Consider the following 16,308-nt stretch of genomic DNA (forward strand, 5'->3'; position numbering starts at 1 on the left):
TTGCGGATCAATCTTCATATAATCTTCCGTGTCGTATTTATGATTGGAACTAGCAGCAAAAACAGGAGTAAAGTAGATGCCGGTAATGCCCAGCTCCGTGAGGTGGCCGAGATGATCAATTACACCCTGAAGATCGCCGCCGAAAAAATTGTCCTGTTTCGGAACGCCCCCCCAAGGCTGCACGTTTTCCGGATCGAGGCTGCGGTCGCCATTCGCAAACCGTTCTGGGAAAATTTGGTAAAAGACCGTATCCTTGACCCACGCAGGGGGGGCAAAGACATCTCCGCGGTTGATATATGGAAATTCAAACAGCCGGTTCAGATTGGAGGGGAGTTCGGCTTGAAATTCCCTTTCGGTTATCCAGATCCGCTCTTCTTCTTTTTGCAGCAGAAAACCGTATTTCAGCCGGCGGAACGGCGGAACGGATTCGCATTCCCAATAATCAAACATGCTGTCAGAAGTAAAAATGGTCATTGGAATCAGTTCTTTTGTCTGGTCCCAGGCGTATTTGTCGCCTACCCAGGCATACACTTCGGTCAAATCGCCTTTTTTAGCGCGGAGCCGCAAATGAATCGTATTTTCGTCGTAAGCATAGGACCAATTGACCCGTGGGCGATGATATACAGCTTCCAGTAACATGAGCAAAACCTCCTGAAATTTTGGTAAAACGGATACCCTTCTTTTCGAAAGTCCCCCGTCATTTAGCCGCCTCGGCCCTGAAACAAGGAGTTTTCGGTTTGGTCGCATCGCAAAAAGGCACATCCGGAGCCGGGAAGCGACCGAGGATGTACCTGTAACAAGTAGCATTGCCTTTAGATTGGGTATCCGAAAAAAGAGCATGGCTTCTCGGATTGATTTGGATTATAGCATGAAATAAAGAAGATAGACAATCATGAATTCAAACCTTTGCACAAATTGTTTCCGTTTTCATAATACAATTAATGGGAAGTAGCTTTATTTATCTGCGTGACAGCCTCGTATATTGACATATACATCGATAAATATTCGCTTATTATCTCAAGAGGAAATGGAAAAAACAACTAAAAGAAGAGATATCTTTTGATTTCAGAAGGATTTGGAAGATTATTTGAAATAAATGAGCAAAAATGGGCGAGTTTCGTTTGTGCAAACGTTTTTACAAATGCAACAGGCTATTGTATGATTGGTTCGAATATGAAGCGCTTTCCAAGTTCTGGAGTTCGACTCGACCGAAGAGGCAGAATTTCGATCTCCCCGGGGGTTTCCGAAATCGTTTGCGCACTTTAGCTGCACTTGATCGCTTCAATCCAAGTTAAAGGCATTTGACAATGAAAGGGGTAAATGAATTTGAAGATGAATAAGCTAATGACTCTGGCGGCCGTGTTCTCCATGACAGTCTCCCTAACAGCCTGCGGGCCTGGCAATGATGCAAGCAATTCGACGAACTACGGAACAACGAATACATCAAAAGAAAGCGCTGCCAACGGTGGGGGGACGGATACGGGATCGGCTTCCGCCCAAATTACACCTGAAGATGGAGCCGCATTGACTGTATGGGAGAGCAAGGAGGAGAGAGCATTTACAGAGCAAATCGCCAAGCAGTTCACCCAAAAATATAATGTTCCGGTCAAAATCGAAGAGGTGGCTCCGTCAGACCAAGTGACGAAATTGTCTCAGGACGGCCCTTCGGGATTGGCGGCGGATGTTGCTGTTATTCCACATGACAATCTCGGTAAAGCGGTGGCCGCCAGCCTCATCCTTCCCAACGATGTGTTTACGGAGGAAACAAAAAAGAACAACACAGAGGCCGCAATTACAGGAGCTACCTTTGATGGCGAATTGTTCGGCTATCCGCGTTCCGCAGAGACCTACGCTCTCTATTACAACAAATCGCTGCTGAAGGAGGCCCCGAAGTCTTTTGACGACGTGCTTGCTTTCAGCAAGACATTTACCGATAAATCGAAGAACAAATATGGGATTATGTGGGAAGTCGGCAACCTGTATTTCAACTATATGTTTATCGCCTCGACGGGGGGGTATCTCTTTGGCGACAACGGCACAAACAAAGATGATATTGGACTGAACTCCGCTCAAGCCATTGAAAGCTTGAAAGCCTTTGTCAAAATGAAAGAGGCTCTGCCGATCAAGAGCGGGGATATTAACCCCGATATTAAGCGAAGTCTGTTCAACTCTGGCGACGTGGCAATGGATATTAACGGTCCGTGGGAATTGGCCGGCTACAAGGAGGCGCTTGGAGATAATTTGGGCGTCGCTCCGCTTCCGGCGGTTGAAGGGAAAACAGCGACTTCCTTCTCCGGTATCAAAATTTACTGTGTGAACGCTTATACGCAATATCCGAATGCGGCGAAATTGTATGCTGAGTTCGCTTCCGGCAAGGATGCCCAGCTCCTGCTTAACAAGCTAGTAGGCTCCATCCCGACCAATAAGGAAGTATTGGAGGATGCGCAAGTTAAGAATGATCCGTATATTTCTGCCTTTGCCGAGCAAGCGAAAAATTCCCAGCCAATGCCGTCCATACCGGAGATGGGCAATGTATGGAGTCCGGCTAACGCGGCGCTGCCGGAAATTTGGGATAAAAATGCCGATCCGAAGGCGGCAATGGATAAAGCGGTGCAGCAAATCAAGGATTTAAACAATGGAGCCGCAGCTCAATAATTTAGAGGAACCGGAGAGGAGGGCGGAGAAGAATGTGGCAACGACGAACAAGAGCCACGATACTGTCGGCGATTTTTATGGGACTCGGACAAATCTACAACCGCCAATTTATTAAGGGCATCATTCTATTATTGATCGAGGCTGCTTGTGTCTATTATTTTATCCGAAATTTAGGCAGGGCCTTATGGGGCATTGCCACTTTGGGAGACTCGCCGAACCACTTGGCCAAGGTAAACGGCATTACTAAAATGGTAGTGGGCGACCATTCCATTTATATTCTGATTCAGAGTCTGATTACGTTACTGGTTCTGGTATTGTTTCTGATCGGCTGGGTTATGAATATCAAGGACGCATACCATATTGCCAAGTTGCGGGAAGGCGGTATTGCGGCTAACAACTTCAGACAATCAATTCGTTATGTGCATGATTATAAATTTGCGGAAACCTTTCTGGTGCTTCCTGCCGTGGGCATCCTGTTCTTTACCATCATGCCGATTATTTTCATGATTCTGATTGCCTTTACGAACTATTCCGCCCCCTCGCATATGCCACCTGCGAAGCTTGTCGATTGGGTCGGATTCGAAACCTTCCGTAATTTGCTCGCTCTCAAGACATGGAGCCATACTTTTTACGGGGTCTTGACCTGGACGATCATCTGGGCCGTTTTATCGACGGTTACCACCTACTTTGGCGGTCTGCTCGTAGCGCTGCTGATCAGTCAGCAGGGCATTAGATTCAAGGGCTTCTGGAGGGCGATTCTGATTATTCCTTACGCCATTCCGCAGTTGATCTCCCTGCTGCTGATGCGTAACCTGTTCAACGGACAATTCGGTCCGATCAATCAATATCTGAGATATTTTGGACTCGGCGGACTGCCGTGGCTAACAGATCCGTTCTGGGCTAAGGTTACCGTCATTATTGTAAATATGTGGGTCGGTATACCGGTGTCCATGCTTCTTATTATGGGTGTTCTCACAACGATTCCGCGGGATATGTACGAAGCGGCCGAGGTAGACGGAGCTTCCCCTTTTCAAAAGTTTCGTATTGTCACTTTGCCAATGGTTCTGTTCACCACCGCTCCTACGCTTATTACGCAGTTTGCGGGCAACATCAACAATTTTAACGCAATCTTTCTGCTTACAGGCGGAAATCCGGTTAACGGGAACTACCAGTACGCAGGTTCAACCGATCTGCTCGTAACGTGGCTGTATAAATTGACGCTTGATCAGAACAAAAACAATATGGCTGCGGCCGTCGGTATTATTATCTTTATCCTTATCGCTTCCTTTTCAATTTACAACTACCGTCGGACCAATTCATTCAAACAGGAGGACATGATCCAATGATCGGACGCAAATTGGCAAGTATAATCCGTCTGGCTATGAGTTATATCGTCCTGATTGTCCTGGCGATAACTGCCTTGTATCCGGCGATATGGATTGTACTCGGGTCGCTTCGGCCCGGGAAGTCGTTGTACAGCAAACATTTTATTCCGGATCAATTGACGCTTGTCCATTACAAAGAACTGTTCACCTCGCAGGTCTATATGTTTGGAACCTGGTATGTGAATACGCTGAAGATCGCTATTTGTTCTATGCTGATTGGCGTATTGCTGACATTACTGACAAGCTATGCGGTATCGAGATTCCGCTTCAAAGGCCGTCAAACTGCGCTATCGACAATGCTAATTCTCGGTATGTTCCCGGGCTTCATGAGTATGATCGCTATTTATTTGCTGTTGAAGGAATTTCATCTTCTGGACACGCATCTGGCCTTGATTATCGTCTATGCGGCTGGGGCGCCGCTTGGTGGAACGTTTATCGCCAAGGGTTTTCTCGATACGATTCCCCGTTCTCTTGATGAGGCCGCACGGATTGACGGGGCAAGCAACTTCGGCATCTTCGCCAGAGTGATTTTACCGTTATCGCGCCCGATGATTACTTTTATGGCGCTGACCCAGTTTGTCGGACCGTGGGTTGATTTCATTTTCGCCCGGCTGATTCTGCGGACCAAGGAGAACTGGACGGTCGCCGTCGGGATGTGGGATATGGTCAATACTATCCAGAACTCCAACTTCACCCTGTTCTCGGCCGGAGCTGTGCTGATTGCGGTTCCGATTATGATTCTGTTCGCCTTCCTCCAGCGCTTGCTGGTTGACGGATTGACTGCGGGCGCGAGCAAGGGGTGATATCGTATTGACGGGCGGGGGCCCCCCCTTGAAGGCAGTGCAAAGAGAGCTTCCCGCTATTATCGCCGCCGGGAAGCTCTCTTTGCGCGAAGAATCTACGTAACCGGTTCGTATGCCATCGTGCTGGCGACGGACGGGAGAGGGAGCAAGAGACAGGGAAAAGGGCCGCTCCGGGTTGTAAGGTAATCGACGCTTATTGCCCGGCAGGCTCTTTTTTACCGAAAAAGGTCCTTAGCGCCTGATACACTTCCTTCTTGTCCTTGATGACATAGTGCATAAACTGCGGCTGCTTAATGTGCTTGTACGCGGACATGAGGGTGCTGCTCCGGTTATACTGGTTGACCTCGCCGTAGCCGAAGATGTTGCTTCGTTTCAGCAGCTCTCCGATCAGCTTGACGCAGCGCTCGTTGTCGGAGCTCAGGTTGTCGCCGTCCGAGAAATGGAAAGGATAGATATTGTACTTGGAAGGCGGATAACGCTTGTCGATGATTTCCACCGCCTTTTGATAGGCCGACGAACAGATCGTGCCGCCGCTTTCGCCGCGGGTGAAGAAATCATGCTCGCTGACCTCCTTTGCCTCCGTATGATGGGCCAGAAAGACAATTTCGACCTTCTCGTATTGGCGGCGCAGGAAGCGGGTCATCCAGAAAAAGAAGCTGCGGGCGCAGTATTTTTCAAACGTTCCCATACTCCCGGAAGTGTCCATCATCGCGATAATGACCGCGTTGGAATGCGGAATCGTCGTTTCATCCCAGGTCTTGTAGCGCAAATCGTCGGGGCTGATCCCGTGGATTCCCGGCTTGCCTCTTCGGCCATTGCGGCGCAGGTTCTCAAGCAGGGTGCGCTTTTTGTCGATGTTGGACATCATGCCCTTTTTGCGGATGTCATTGAAGACGATGGACTGGACCTCGATTTCCTCCTTGTCCTTGGGCTTTAAATGCGGCAACTCGAATTCCTGGAACAGAATGTCCTCCAGATCCTCCAGATCGACCTCCGCCTCCACCAGATCCTGGCCCGGCTGGTCGCCCGCTTTATCTCCTTTGCCGGGACCGGTCTGCGTCGGCTCCCTGCCAAGCACATCGCCGATTTGACTGTCGCCGTCGCCCTGGCCGACATGCTTCTGCTTGCGGTAGTTATAAATAATCCGGTACTCATCCAGGCTGCGGATCGGCACCTTGACGATTTGTTTGCCGTCGGACATGATAATGTTCTCTTCCGTAACGAGATCGGGCAAATTGCCTTTAATCGCTTCCTTGACCTTCTGCTGGTGACGCTCCTGATCCTGATGGCCTTTGCGGTGCAGGGACCAGTCTTCTTTCGACACGACAAATGAAAAAGGCTGTGACGACTGGGACAAAGATGACCACCTCCCGTGGAATGTAAGAAACGAAAGTCACTGTTAGGCTGCGGCGTTGGCGCAGTAGTATGGAAAGGGTCTGATAAGCAGCCGGGCGCCGGAAGCCGTTAGTTGTACCTAAAGTATATTCAGGGACACAAGAAAAATGACGGGCTTGCGGTCCAGTTCCGGCGCGCGTTATGTTAGCCTGTAATCAAGAGCTTGCGAACGGTCAAGCCGTGAAGGGCAATAAGGAGAGGATAACGATGCCAGGTGTGCTGTTCACCAATGGAAGAGGGATTCGAGGCGTTCAGGGCGCCCCGGATTCCATCTATAGCGAGAACGGAATCATCACCGCGATTGGCGCGAAGCGGGAATTGAAGCTGCAATTGGCCGGGCGGGATTACAAGACTGTGGATTGGGAGGGCGGCTATGTGCTGCCGGGTCTTGCGGATTCCCACCTGCACCTGGGAATGCAGGGGATGAAGCTGGACATGCTTGACTTTACGGGAATCGACTCCAAGGAAGCCATGCTGGGAGCAATCGCGGAGCGCGCCCGAATGACTCCCCCCGGCCACTGGATTCTTGGACTGAACTGGAACGAAAATGCGTTCAGACCGGCGGAAGCTCCGCACAAGCGCGAGCTGGATGAAGTTACGGACCGGCATCCGGTCTTTCTGACGCGGACCTGCTTCCACGCCTACCTTGGCAACAGCGAGGCGTTCCGCCTGGCCGGAGTGACGGAAACGACGCCAGATCCTCCTTCCGGCGCATACGGCCGTGACGCGGACGGCAGCCTGAACGGCTGGATTTATGAGGACGCCTCGCTTCCGTTTGCCGCCGTCCAGCCCGCGCCGGGCTATGCCGCCCTGAAAGCGGCCATGCGCCGGGCCTGTCAGCACGCGCTGTCGCTCGGTTTGACAGCGGCGCATACGGAGGACCTGCGCCTGCTTGGCGGCATGGGGACGATGCTGCGCATCCATCGGGAGCTGCGCGAAGAGGGAGTGTACTTCCGCACGCATCAACTGCTGTACTATCCCTTTCTCCAGGAGGCCGAGGAGCTGGGGCTTCGCCCCGGCGAGGGCGACGAATGGCTGCGAATCGGTGCCGTCAAGCTGTTCTCCGACGGGGCGATTGGAGGGAGGACGGCGCTGCTTGCCAGGCCTTACAGCGATGCGCCTCATACCTCGGGCATAGCCATCCATACTCAGGAGGAACTGAAGGAAATGGTTGCCACGGCCCGCCGAGCCTCCTTTCCGGTCGCCGTTCACGCCATTGGGGATGCGGCGGCCGATATGACACTGACCGCGATGGAAGCCTCGCCGCTGCCTGAGAACGCGCCGCTGCCGGATCGTTTCATCCACGCCCAGGTACTGAATGCGGCGCTCGTTGAACGCATGCGGGCCCTGCGGCTGATTGCGGACATCCAGCCCCGTTTTGTTGCCAGTGATTTTCCATGGGTGCTTGACAGAGTCGGCAAGGAAAGGCAGGAATATTTATACGCCTGGAAGAAGCTGCTGTCTGCCGGGATTACCTGCGCGGGTGGAAGCGACGCGCCGATCGAGCCGTTGAATCCCTTTCTCGGCCTGCATGCCGCTGTGACGCGCCGCAGACCGGAGGAAGCGCATGGCGGCTATCTGCCGGAGCAGAAGCTTTCGGCGGAGGAAGCGCTCCGGCTGTTCACCGACGGAAGCGCCGCTGCCGCCGGAGAAGAGCATGAACGCGGCCGCATAGTCGTGGGGATGCGCGCGGACTTCACTGTCATTGACCGGGACATTTCGGCCAGCGCGGAGGAAATGCTCGCCGCCAAAGCCCGGATGACGGTAGTGAACGGGAGAATCGCCTACCTCGCTTCCCGCTAGAGCAGCAGCGGCCGGTCCCCGGCGCCTGAACCTTCCCCCTCACCGGCCGGGCCATCGGGCGGGGAAACGCAGGTCATGAAGGGAACGGGGGTCTATAACGGACAAATCGACAGCCATTCGGTAGAAATTCAGACTGGGGAAGGTCCGGTTGCTTTCGAGCTTGGAGCCGGAATGGAGAGCATACCGGAAACGCTGAATGAACAAGACAAGGTCGCCTTTGAATATGTGGAAATAGCGGCGAGCGGCGACGCCTCCCTCAAGCAGCGGGTGCTCACCAAGCTGGCCGCTTCGGAAGGGGAGCCGGGAGGACCCGGATTGCCGCAGACCCGGCGGCTGGAGATTAGGCTCGAAGGCAACCTTGAAGAGAAGACCGCGGCGCTCGCGCCGGGCGACGGCTACTCGCTGTATGTGTTCGACATCCTCGGCTTCGATTCGGCGAAGGGGAGACTGTACCTGAAGGCGGACCCCCGCTATTACGCCGACATCGAGAAGCTGCCTTCGGACTTCAACCCAGGCGCTCTGCTTATGGAAGGGCGCGAGGAATTGTCCGGGACCGGAGAAGTCAAGGAACTGAAGGACACAGAGAGAACGGGCACATTGCCTGACGCTCGGCTCCTTCTGACCGCTTCCGGCAATGGGGGAACCAGAAAGTATATCGTAACCGAGACGGATGGACAGGGATACATCATCCGGATGAATATTCCGTACGGCGATGCCACAGAAGGATTCCCACCGCATGCCTATGCTTCGCTCAATTCACTTATAGACACAAAGAAAGGTCCCTTCGACCTTGCCGCCTGAAGCTTCAGGCGCAAGCGAAGGGACCTCATGTATTCGTTGCGTCCCGCATTTTCGCAAGGACGGCAACGTTCTCCCGCTATTACAGGGAGCCTGCATGAAACAGAACCACCAGAATCAGCATCAGGAACAGAATCAGAATTAACCCGTTGATGATCGTGCCGATGATTCCGAATACTTTACGTCTCCGGCGGAGGGCCAGGCCGATAATCCCTGTCACTACGCCGATAATATTGAGCGCTCCAAGCGCGATTATGGATAATCCGAGGAACAGGAAGGCCCCGCTCGTTTCTCCTTTCAGCACATCTCCTTCGTTTAACACCGGCTGGATCAAGGTTCCGGCGACTATGAAGGAAATGATGTATCCCGCCAGCGCCACCATGGCAATGACAAAAGACGCGATGCCCGGACCGGAATGCTTAAGGCTCCCTAGCTCCTCCTGGTAAGGGGAAAAGCCGGAGCCGCTGTCGCCGGGAATAGGGGCGTACTGCGGCGCGTTATTTTCCGGGGGATTAGGTTCATTCATAAAATGTGGTGCACTCCTTTTCAAAATAGTTATGTATATGCTATAACCAATTTTTCACAAAGCGGCTGTAAATGCAAGCAGTAGGCGCAAAAATGCGGACACTGGATTGGCAGCTTCGTATCCGTTATGCTGGAAGCATGGGGCAAGAGCATAAACAATCCACACTACAGGGACAAGGAGTTGTTATCATTGCAACGTACATTTATGGGGTGGGGGGCTGTGCTCGCCATGCTGGCGGTAGCTGTAGGCGCTTTCGGAGCCCATATCCTCAAATCTTCGCTTGGGGAGAACGAAATGGCGGTATATGAAACGGGCGTTCACTATCATATGATGCATGCGCTGGGTCTTCTGATTGTCGGTGTTGCCGCAGGGCAATGGGGAGAGAGTCCGAGGCTCCGCTGGTCGGGGTGGCTGCTGCTTGCAGGCATCGTGCTGTTCTCGGGCAGCCTGTACGCCCTGAGCATTACCGGAATCAAAGTATTGGGAGCGATTACCCCTTTGGGCGGAGTATGCTTCATTGCCGGCTGGCTGCTGCTTGCGCTGGAGGCCTTTTCCCGCAGAAACGCATAATGATTTAGAGATGTGCCCCGGTGAAAAAAGCGTGCCTCGGTGCTCCGGCGACCGCAACGCAACAGGTATAGGCAAAAGGGTGCCTCCAGGCCATCATGAACTGTAATCCGCAAGAGGATCGTGGTTCAATAGCGGCCTGGGGCACCCTTGTTGTTCTTACAAAAACTCGTCGATTTCATTCAGACTGAACGTGTACACCTGCTTCTCGTCAACATGGTAGACATTGAGAGTGCCGGTGGCCTCGTCGAAATTCAGAATACGGCATGGCATGGACATCTGCTTGCCTTGACGGTTGGCTATCAACCGGACCAGCCGATTGTCCTTGATCAAAGCGTGTATCTGGCCGTAGGCGTCGACGGGGCTTTCAATCGGCTTCCGGTAATCCGGCGTTCCGGGAGTTGCGGGTACAACGGAACTTGGCGCAGGGACAGAAGGCTTTGGCAGCACGGCGCGGCGAATGTCGGATGGTGTCGAAGGGTAAGCCTGCTGCTTGGGCATTGTCCGCAGGGGAGCAAGAAGGCTGTCAATCGTCTTTCCAAGGGGCAGCTCGGAATGGATTTTGAAGTCTGCCACCGCATCGCCGCTGTTCATCAGTTCAAGCAAATATTGCAAAGCAAGCCGGTTGGTACGGGCATTTATCAAAATGTCGACATTAAACAAGTAATGACCGTCTGCACTCAGCGTATTATTCTCCATATATCCCCCAGCTTTACTCATAGGAATGGTTCTTTGTATATAAACTATAACATTAAATATGAAATAGTTATAGAGTGGAGTTTGAAAAAAAATAGGTCTTATGACTCCTGATTCCCATGAAAATCCGGGACCATCGTCCACACGCAGGCTTCCCGGCAGGCATAAACATACAGCGGGGTAAGACAATGAAGGAGGTGCCTGTTTATGGTGACGCTGGTTCCCGTTGCAGTCGGCGGTCATGTCATGCTCGGAGTGGAAGTGAAGCTGCCCAAAACGACGCTGCTGACAATCAGCAACGATAAAGGTTATATTATGTGCGGCGCGCTGGATGTCGGGCTGCTTAACGAACGTCTGGCAGACAGGGGCATCATAGCCGGCAGAGCGGTAGGGGTACGGACGCTGCAGCAGCTGCTTGACGCTCCCCTGGAATCGGTGACGTTCGAAGCGGAGAAGCTTGGAATTGTTCCCGGCATGAGCGGAACCGATGCTCTGCTTAAGATGCTGTAGCCAATACCGAAGGATCATGGGGCCGAAAGGGCCCTTTTTTAAATATAAGGATTTATATTTCTACGAGCAACGCACTTGCACCTTTGGGGAGGCCGTCAGGCGTTTCTTCTACATAGGAATAAGCTGCATGTTTATGAAAGAAGTGAGTGCCATAAAAAAGAGAAGGGGATGAATGGACAAGATATTCTCCGAGCATCCTACACCAGAAGGGATCATATCCTGTAATTTGACAAAATTATGGATAATTGATTTTTCAGGGTTTCCCGGGACGCGCAGCAGGGTAATTGGAGATTAGACATTGCAGGGGCCGGATCATCACAGACAAGCCGGCTACAAAATTGGATAAGGAAGGGATAATTTATGGCTAAAGCAACGAACAAAGTGGATGCTACCTCCACACAGCAAGTACTGAACCGACAGGTCGCCAATTTGAACGTACTGTATGTCAAATTACACAACTTCCACTGGTATGTAACAGGCGAGCAATTCTTCACCCTTCATGTCAAATTCGAAAAGCTTTATGATGAGGTTACGGAGAAAATGGACGAGGTGGCTGAACGCCTGCTGAGCATTAAAGGAACGCCTGCGGCGACATTGAAGGAATATCTGGAGATTGCGACGATACAGGAGGCGTCCGGCAAGGAAGACAGCCGCGCCATGGTACAGTCGCTGATTGAAGACTTCACGACCATAGCCGAGGAATTAACGGAAGGCATTGAACTGGCGGAGGAAGACAACGATCAGCCTACGGCCGACCTGTTCATCAAAATCCGCAGCGATTTCGAGAAGCACTCCTGGATGCTGCGTTCTTTCCTTGGCTGAGATTGAGCCAGGACGGAACGATCTGTTTTGACCCCAAAAGCCTTCCTTTGCGGAGGCTTTTTTTCCTATTTTTTAAACAATTTGTTTAAAATCATCCCCCGGTTCTTTGACCAATCAGAGCATCAGACTTGCTACGAACAGGGAGGAAACCTATACGCGGCAAGTAACTGGCGCTCTGCCCCGGGCTTCCGATAATCCGGAAACTCCGGAATTTGACGGAAGCTTTTTTAACATCGGCCTGTCGAAATGGAGCGAATGAAGCTATAATAGATACATAAAGCAGCTTAGACGAGGGATGGAAGGAGGGATAAGAGCGATGAATCTTAACCCTGTCGCTTTGAAAGAATGGGCTTCGGCCATTGATGTTCTTGTCCAGGGAGACCAGATTATGCTTTTGCGAAAAGGAGGCATCGAGGAAGAAACCCGGCGTTTCGAGCTCAAGAGCCATTCCTTTTATTTGTTTCCCACCTACGAGCATCAGCGGACCCATCTGGTCAAGGAGCCGTACCGGGCTTCCGTGGAACGTTCCCTTTCGGAGTTCAATGCCGGGGCTGACCGTGTGCGGCTTACGGCTTACGCAGAGGCGGTGGATGATCTTGAGGTGAGGGATTTCGAACAGCTTGAACGCCTCTATCCTTATCATATGTGGACGGGAAATCTGGCTGAGGAACGGCTGAAATGGAAGGCAAAGGAACCTCTGCATGTGCTGCTGCTCAAGGTATACAAGCTGGAGAAGCCTGCCGAAATCGAGATGCTTCCGGAATACGGCGGATGCCGCTCCTGGATCGAGCTCGCGGTTCCTCCGGAAGAAGCTATGCTAAGCCCTGTTCTGAGCGAAGAAGCCTTCGAGGAAAAACGAAGAAGTATTAAGCTCATATTAGGGCAATAATATGACAATTATCATGAACAATTCCTGAAAAAATCCATGAAAATGAAAATTTCGGTTTGAAAATACGGGCTTATTATAATAAAATGAGTAAAACTCATTGATAATCACTGAGAATCATTTTATAATTATTTTAATTTGATAAGAACTCTAAAACACGATGTTGGGATCAGGGCAACCTGTTGCAATAATTCTGATTTCGCAAATCGATCAATGAAAGGGATGAACGTTATGGCAGCAGAATTTGTCATTGAGGGTTTGAAAGCGACGATTGAGGGGAAAGAGATCTTGAAGGGGTTTAACCTTCAAATGAAGGGCGGCGAGGTTCATGCCATCATGGGACCGAACGGCACCGGCAAAAGTACGCTTGCCTCTTCACTGATGGGCCATCCGAAATATGAAGTAACGGAAGGAACCGTAACCCTTGAAGGTCAGGATGTGCTGGAAATGTCCGTCGACGAACGCGCCCGCGCGGGATTGTTCCTGGCCATGCAGTATCCCAGCGAAATCGCCGGCGTAACGAACTCCGACTTTCTTCGCAGTGCGCTCAACGCGCGCCGCGAAGAAGGAAGTGAAATTTCGCTGATCAAGTTTATCCGCCAAATGGAAAGCAAGATGAAGGATCTGGAGATGAATCCGGAGTTCATGCACCGTTATTTGAATGAAGGCTTTTCCGGCGGGGAGAAGAAGCGCAACGAAATTCTGCAAATGATGCTGCTGGAACCGAAGATTGTCATCCTGGATGAGATCGACTCGGGCCTTGATATCGACGCGCTGAGAGTTGTGGCGCAGGGCGTAAACGCCATGCGGAGCGAAGACCGCGGTTTCCTCGTTATCACTCACTACCAACGTCTGCTCAACTACATCAAACCCGACTTTGTTCATATTATGATGCAAGGAAGAATCGTTAAATCGGGCGGTCCGGAGCTTGCCGAGCGACTGGAAGCCGACGGCTATGAATGGGTGAAGGAAGAGCTGGGGATTGAAGATGAAGTCGTAGGACAGGAAGTTTAATAACGCCTGGAAGGAGGAGACCATTATGACTACGCAAACCATTCTTCCGGTGGACGCCGGGCGATTGAGCGAACTGTCGCTGCGAAGCGGCGAGCCGGAGTGGCTGAAGGAAAGCCGCCTGAAGGCACTGGAGCTGGCCGCTGAACTGGAACTGCCAAAGCTGGAGAAGACCCGTATTGACCGCTGGAATATCAACCAATACGGCAGCTATAAAGAAAGCGCGGCGATCGCCGCATTGAACGAAGCCCCCTCCTCCATTGCCGCGCTTGTTGGCAGCTCGGAGGAAGGCAGCCTCATTATTCAACGGAATTCGGGAGCGGTCTACACGCGTCTCGCGCCGGAACTGGCTGAGCAGGGTGTAATCTTCACGGATCTGCACACTGCGGTCAAGAATCACGGAGAGCTGGTGCGCCGTTATTTGCATACGGCGGTCAAACCGGAGGAGCATAAGGTAGCCGCCCTGCACGCGGCGCTGTGGAACGGCGGCGTATTCCTGTACATTCCGAAGAATGTAGTGGTCGATACACCGGTTCAGGCTATATTCCTGACAGACGACGCCGAGGCTTCATTCGCTCCCCATATCCTGATTGTAGCGGACAGCAACAGTTCGGTAACCTATGTCGACAACTACGTTTCGGGCAAGAGCGAAGCCGGACTTCATAACGGCGCAGTGGAAGTATTCGCCTGCGCCGGAGCGAAGGTTCGCTACGCAACGGTGCATCAATTCGGAGCCGATACGACGGATGTTACGTACCGCCGCGCCATCGTGGAGAACGACGGAGCGGTTGAATGGATTGTCGGCGAAATGAACGACGGCGATACGGCCAGCGACACGAAGTCGGTGCTTAAGGGCAACGGAGCAAGCTCCGACGCCAAAGTGATCGCGGTAGGCTCGGGCTCGCAGAAGCTCAACTATACGACGCAGGCGCAGCATTTTGGCAAGAACACGCCAAGCAATATGATTACCCGCGCGGTCATGCGCGAGAACGCCACGTCGATTATTAACGGAATTACCAAGATCGAGAAAGGCGCGACGCGGGCTGACGGCCAACAGACGGAAAAAGTGCTGATGCTGAGCCCGAAGGCGCGCGGCGACGCCAATCCGATTCTGCTTATAGATGAGGACGATGTTACAGCAGGGCATGCCGCTTCCGTAGGGCAGGTCAATCCGGAACAAATCTATTATCTCATGTCCCGCGGTATTTCGCGTTCGGATGCGGAGAAACTGGTTATTTACGGCTTCCTTGCGCCGGTTGTGTCGCAAATTCCACTTGAGGGACTTCGCAATCAGCTTAAGTCTCTTGTGGAAAGGAAGTTAGGCCAATGAACAGCGCGATCCGGGAGCTATTCCCTATCCTGAACCAAAATGTTAACGGTCATCCGCTTGTGTATCTGGACAGCGCCGCAACCTCGCAGAAGCCACGGCAGGTCATTGAAGCGATCAAGGCATACTACGAGTACGATAACTCCAACGTTCACCGCGGCGTCCATACGCTGGGCAGCCGCGCAACCGATGCCTATGAAGGAGCCAGAGAGAAGGTTGCCAGATTTATTAACGCCCACAGCACCAAAGAGATCGTGTTTACACGCGGTACGACGACGGCTTTGAATCTGGTAGCTTCCTCTTACGGTCCTTCCGCCGTCGGAGAGGGCGATGAGATTGTCACTACCTTGATGGAGCACCACAGCAACCTGATTCCTTGGCAGCAGCTCGCCAAGAAGACGGGAGCGACGCTCAAGTTCATTCCGCTTCAGAAGGACGGAACCATTCTGCTGGAGGATGCCGAGAAGACGATTACGGACAATACGAAGATCGTCTCCGTGGCCTATGTCTCCAATGTAATGGGCGTTACCAGTCCGGTGAAGGAGATTGCAGCTATCGCGCACCGTCACGGCGCGGTCATGGTGGTCGACGGCGCGCAGAGCACGCCGCATATGAAGGTTGACGTTCAGGATCTGGACTGCGACTTCTATGCCTTGTCCGGCCACAAGATGTGCGGGCCGACCGGTATCGGCGCCCTGTACGGCAAGAGAGCGCTGCTTGAAGCCATGGAACCGGTTGAGTTTGGCGGGGAAATGATCGATGATGTCGGCTTGTACGATTCCACCTGGAAGGAGCTTCCCTGGAAGTTCGAGGGCGGCACGCCGATCATCGCGGGCGCAGTCGGCCTGGGGGCGGCAATTGACTTTCTTCAAGAGGTCGGTCTGGATGAAATCCATCGGCATGAGATCAAGCTTGCGGCCTACGCCGAGCAGCGTCTTGCCGAAGTTGAGGGGATAACGATCTATGGACCTCGCAACCGGAAAGTGGGCGTCGTCACCTTCAATCTGGGGGACGTTCACCCCCATGACGTAGCCACTGTGCTCGATGCGGAGGGAATAGCAGTCCGGGCGGGGCATCACTGCTGCCAGCCACTGATGCGCTGGCTGGAAGCTAGTTCAACGGCA

Annotated in this window: 16 protein-coding genes; 12 read left to right on the plus strand and 4 right to left on the minus strand. The window is 52.5% G+C overall.

Going from position 1 to position 16,308, the window contains the following annotated elements:
• A partial coding sequence (locus L692_RS0125360) for an alpha amylase N-terminal ig-like domain-containing protein (RefSeq protein WP_025702698.1) occupies positions 1-639 on the minus strand: 639 nt, incomplete at its 3' end.
• 693 nt (positions 640-1,332) lie between these two features.
• Between L692_RS0125360 and L692_RS0125365 the strand changes: the two genes are divergently transcribed.
• From L692_RS0125365 to L692_RS0125375, 3 genes are read left to right on the plus strand one after another with little or no spacing between them, the layout of a single operon-like run.
• Positions 1,333-2,655, plus strand: coding sequence for a sugar ABC transporter substrate-binding protein (locus L692_RS0125365; protein WP_415752786.1), 1,323 nt, complete (start codon positions 1,333-1,335; stop codon positions 2,653-2,655).
• Between the two features lie 32 nt (positions 2,656-2,687).
• Complete coding sequence (locus tag L692_RS0125370; RefSeq protein ID WP_025702700.1) at positions 2,688-4,001, plus strand: sugar ABC transporter permease; 1,314 nt, start codon at positions 2,688-2,690, stop codon at positions 3,999-4,001.
• Entirely contained in the window at positions 3,998-4,843 is an 846-nt protein-coding gene (locus L692_RS0125375; protein ID WP_198027832.1) for a sugar ABC transporter permease, read from the plus strand. Before L692_RS0125370 ends, L692_RS0125375 begins: the two co-directional genes overlap by 4 nt.
• Positions 4,844-5,036: 193 nt before the next feature.
• Here the strand turns inward: L692_RS0125375 and yhbH are convergent, their stop codons facing one another.
• A complete protein-coding gene (gene yhbH / locus L692_RS0125380; RefSeq protein WP_025702702.1) occupies positions 5,037-6,200 on the minus strand; it encodes a sporulation protein YhbH in 1,164 nt (387 codons plus the stop codon).
• A 245-nt stretch (positions 6,201-6,445) separates the two neighbouring features.
• Here yhbH and L692_RS0125385 point away from each other — a divergent pair, with 245 nt between their 5' ends.
• Positions 6,446-8,041, plus strand: a complete 1,596-nt coding sequence (locus L692_RS0125385) for an amidohydrolase (protein WP_025702703.1) — start codon at positions 6,446-6,448, stop codon at positions 8,039-8,041.
• Positions 8,042-8,116: 75 nt separating this feature from the next.
• Positions 8,117-8,842: a hypothetical protein gene (locus L692_RS0125390; RefSeq protein ID WP_025702704.1), complete on the plus strand. Its 726-nt coding sequence runs from the start codon at positions 8,117-8,119 to the stop codon at positions 8,840-8,842.
• Positions 8,843-8,921: 79 nt separating this feature from the next.
• Here the strand turns inward: L692_RS0125390 and L692_RS30210 are convergent, their stop codons facing one another.
• Positions 8,922-9,365 carry a hypothetical protein gene (locus tag L692_RS30210; protein ID WP_025702705.1) on the minus strand — a complete coding sequence of 148 codons (444 nt, stop codon included), beginning with the start codon at positions 9,363-9,365 and terminating at the stop codon, positions 8,922-8,924.
• A gap of 204 nt (positions 9,366-9,569) precedes the next feature.
• On the opposite strand from L692_RS30210, the gene L692_RS0125400 reads away from it, so the two are divergent.
• Complete coding sequence (locus L692_RS0125400) at positions 9,570-9,935, plus strand: DUF423 domain-containing protein (RefSeq protein ID WP_376717937.1); 366 nt, start codon at positions 9,570-9,572, stop codon at positions 9,933-9,935.
• Positions 9,936-10,091: 156 nt separating this feature from the next.
• Here the strand turns inward: L692_RS0125400 and L692_RS0125405 are convergent, their stop codons facing one another.
• Positions 10,092-10,631, minus strand: coding sequence for a hypothetical protein (locus tag L692_RS0125405; protein ID WP_025702707.1), 540 nt, complete (start codon positions 10,629-10,631; stop codon positions 10,092-10,094).
• Between the two features lie 204 nt (positions 10,632-10,835).
• Between L692_RS0125405 and L692_RS0125410 the strand changes: the two genes are divergently transcribed.
• The 6 genes from L692_RS0125410 to L692_RS0125435 form a co-directional block, all read left to right on the plus strand.
• Positions 10,836-11,138 (plus strand): YunC family protein, encoded by a 303-nt coding sequence (locus tag L692_RS0125410; protein ID WP_025702708.1) that lies wholly within the window; start codon positions 10,836-10,838, stop codon positions 11,136-11,138.
• Between the two features lie 360 nt (positions 11,139-11,498).
• Positions 11,499-11,960 carry a Dps family protein gene (locus L692_RS0125415; RefSeq protein ID WP_025702709.1) on the plus strand — a complete coding sequence of 154 codons (462 nt, stop codon included), beginning with the start codon at positions 11,499-11,501 and terminating at the stop codon, positions 11,958-11,960.
• Positions 11,961-12,276: 316 nt separating this feature from the next.
• Complete coding sequence (locus L692_RS0125420; RefSeq protein ID WP_025702710.1) at positions 12,277-12,849, plus strand: DUF1802 family protein; 573 nt, start codon at positions 12,277-12,279, stop codon at positions 12,847-12,849.
• A 228-nt stretch (positions 12,850-13,077) separates the two neighbouring features.
• Complete coding sequence (gene sufC, locus L692_RS0125425) at positions 13,078-13,860, plus strand: Fe-S cluster assembly ATPase SufC (RefSeq protein ID WP_025702711.1); 783 nt, start codon at positions 13,078-13,080, stop codon at positions 13,858-13,860.
• A 25-nt stretch (positions 13,861-13,885) separates the two neighbouring features.
• The gene (sufD, locus tag L692_RS0125430; protein WP_025702712.1) at positions 13,886-15,187 is read left to right on the plus strand and encodes a Fe-S cluster assembly protein SufD; all 1,302 of its coding nucleotides are present in this window, start codon (positions 13,886-13,888) and stop codon (positions 15,185-15,187) included.
• On the plus strand, positions 15,184-16,308 hold a 1,125-nt coding region (locus tag L692_RS0125435), incomplete at its 3' end, for a cysteine desulfurase (RefSeq protein ID WP_025702713.1). The genes sufD and L692_RS0125435, both read left to right, overlap by 4 nt.

Source organism: Paenibacillus forsythiae T98 (genome assembly GCF_000520735.1).
Classification (GTDB): Bacteria; Bacillota; Bacilli; order Paenibacillales; family Paenibacillaceae; genus Paenibacillus_AQ; species Paenibacillus_AQ forsythiae.

Coding starts and splice junctions, on each gene's coding strand:
- L692_RS0125365 (WP_415752786.1), top strand. CDS start 1,333: ATGAATAAGCTAATGACTCTGGCGGCCGTGTTCTCCATGACAGTCTCC.
- L692_RS0125370 (WP_025702700.1), top strand. CDS start 2,688: ATGTGGCAACGACGAACAAGAGCCACGATACTGTCGGCGATTTTTATG.
- L692_RS0125375 (WP_198027832.1), top strand. CDS start 3,998: ATGATCGGACGCAAATTGGCAAGTATAATCCGTCTGGCTATGAGTTAT.
- L692_RS0125385 (WP_025702703.1), top strand. CDS start 6,446: ATGCCAGGTGTGCTGTTCACCAATGGAAGAGGGATTCGAGGCGTTCAG.
- L692_RS0125390 (WP_025702704.1), top strand. CDS start 8,117: ATGAAGGGAACGGGGGTCTATAACGGACAAATCGACAGCCATTCGGTA.
- L692_RS30210 (WP_025702705.1), bottom strand. CDS start 9,365: ATGAATGAACCTAATCCCCCGGAAAATAACGCGCCGCAGTACGCCCCT.
- L692_RS0125400 (WP_376717937.1), top strand. CDS start 9,570: ATGGGGTGGGGGGCTGTGCTCGCCATGCTGGCGGTAGCTGTAGGCGCT.
- L692_RS0125405 (WP_025702707.1), bottom strand. CDS start 10,631: ATGGAGAATAATACGCTGAGTGCAGACGGTCATTACTTGTTTAATGTC.
- L692_RS0125410 (WP_025702708.1), top strand. CDS start 10,836: ATGGTGACGCTGGTTCCCGTTGCAGTCGGCGGTCATGTCATGCTCGGA.
- L692_RS0125415 (WP_025702709.1), top strand. CDS start 11,499: ATGGCTAAAGCAACGAACAAAGTGGATGCTACCTCCACACAGCAAGTA.
- L692_RS0125420 (WP_025702710.1), top strand. CDS start 12,277: ATGAATCTTAACCCTGTCGCTTTGAAAGAATGGGCTTCGGCCATTGAT.
- sufC (WP_025702711.1), top strand. CDS start 13,078: ATGGCAGCAGAATTTGTCATTGAGGGTTTGAAAGCGACGATTGAGGGG.
- sufD (WP_025702712.1), top strand. CDS start 13,886: ATGACTACGCAAACCATTCTTCCGGTGGACGCCGGGCGATTGAGCGAA.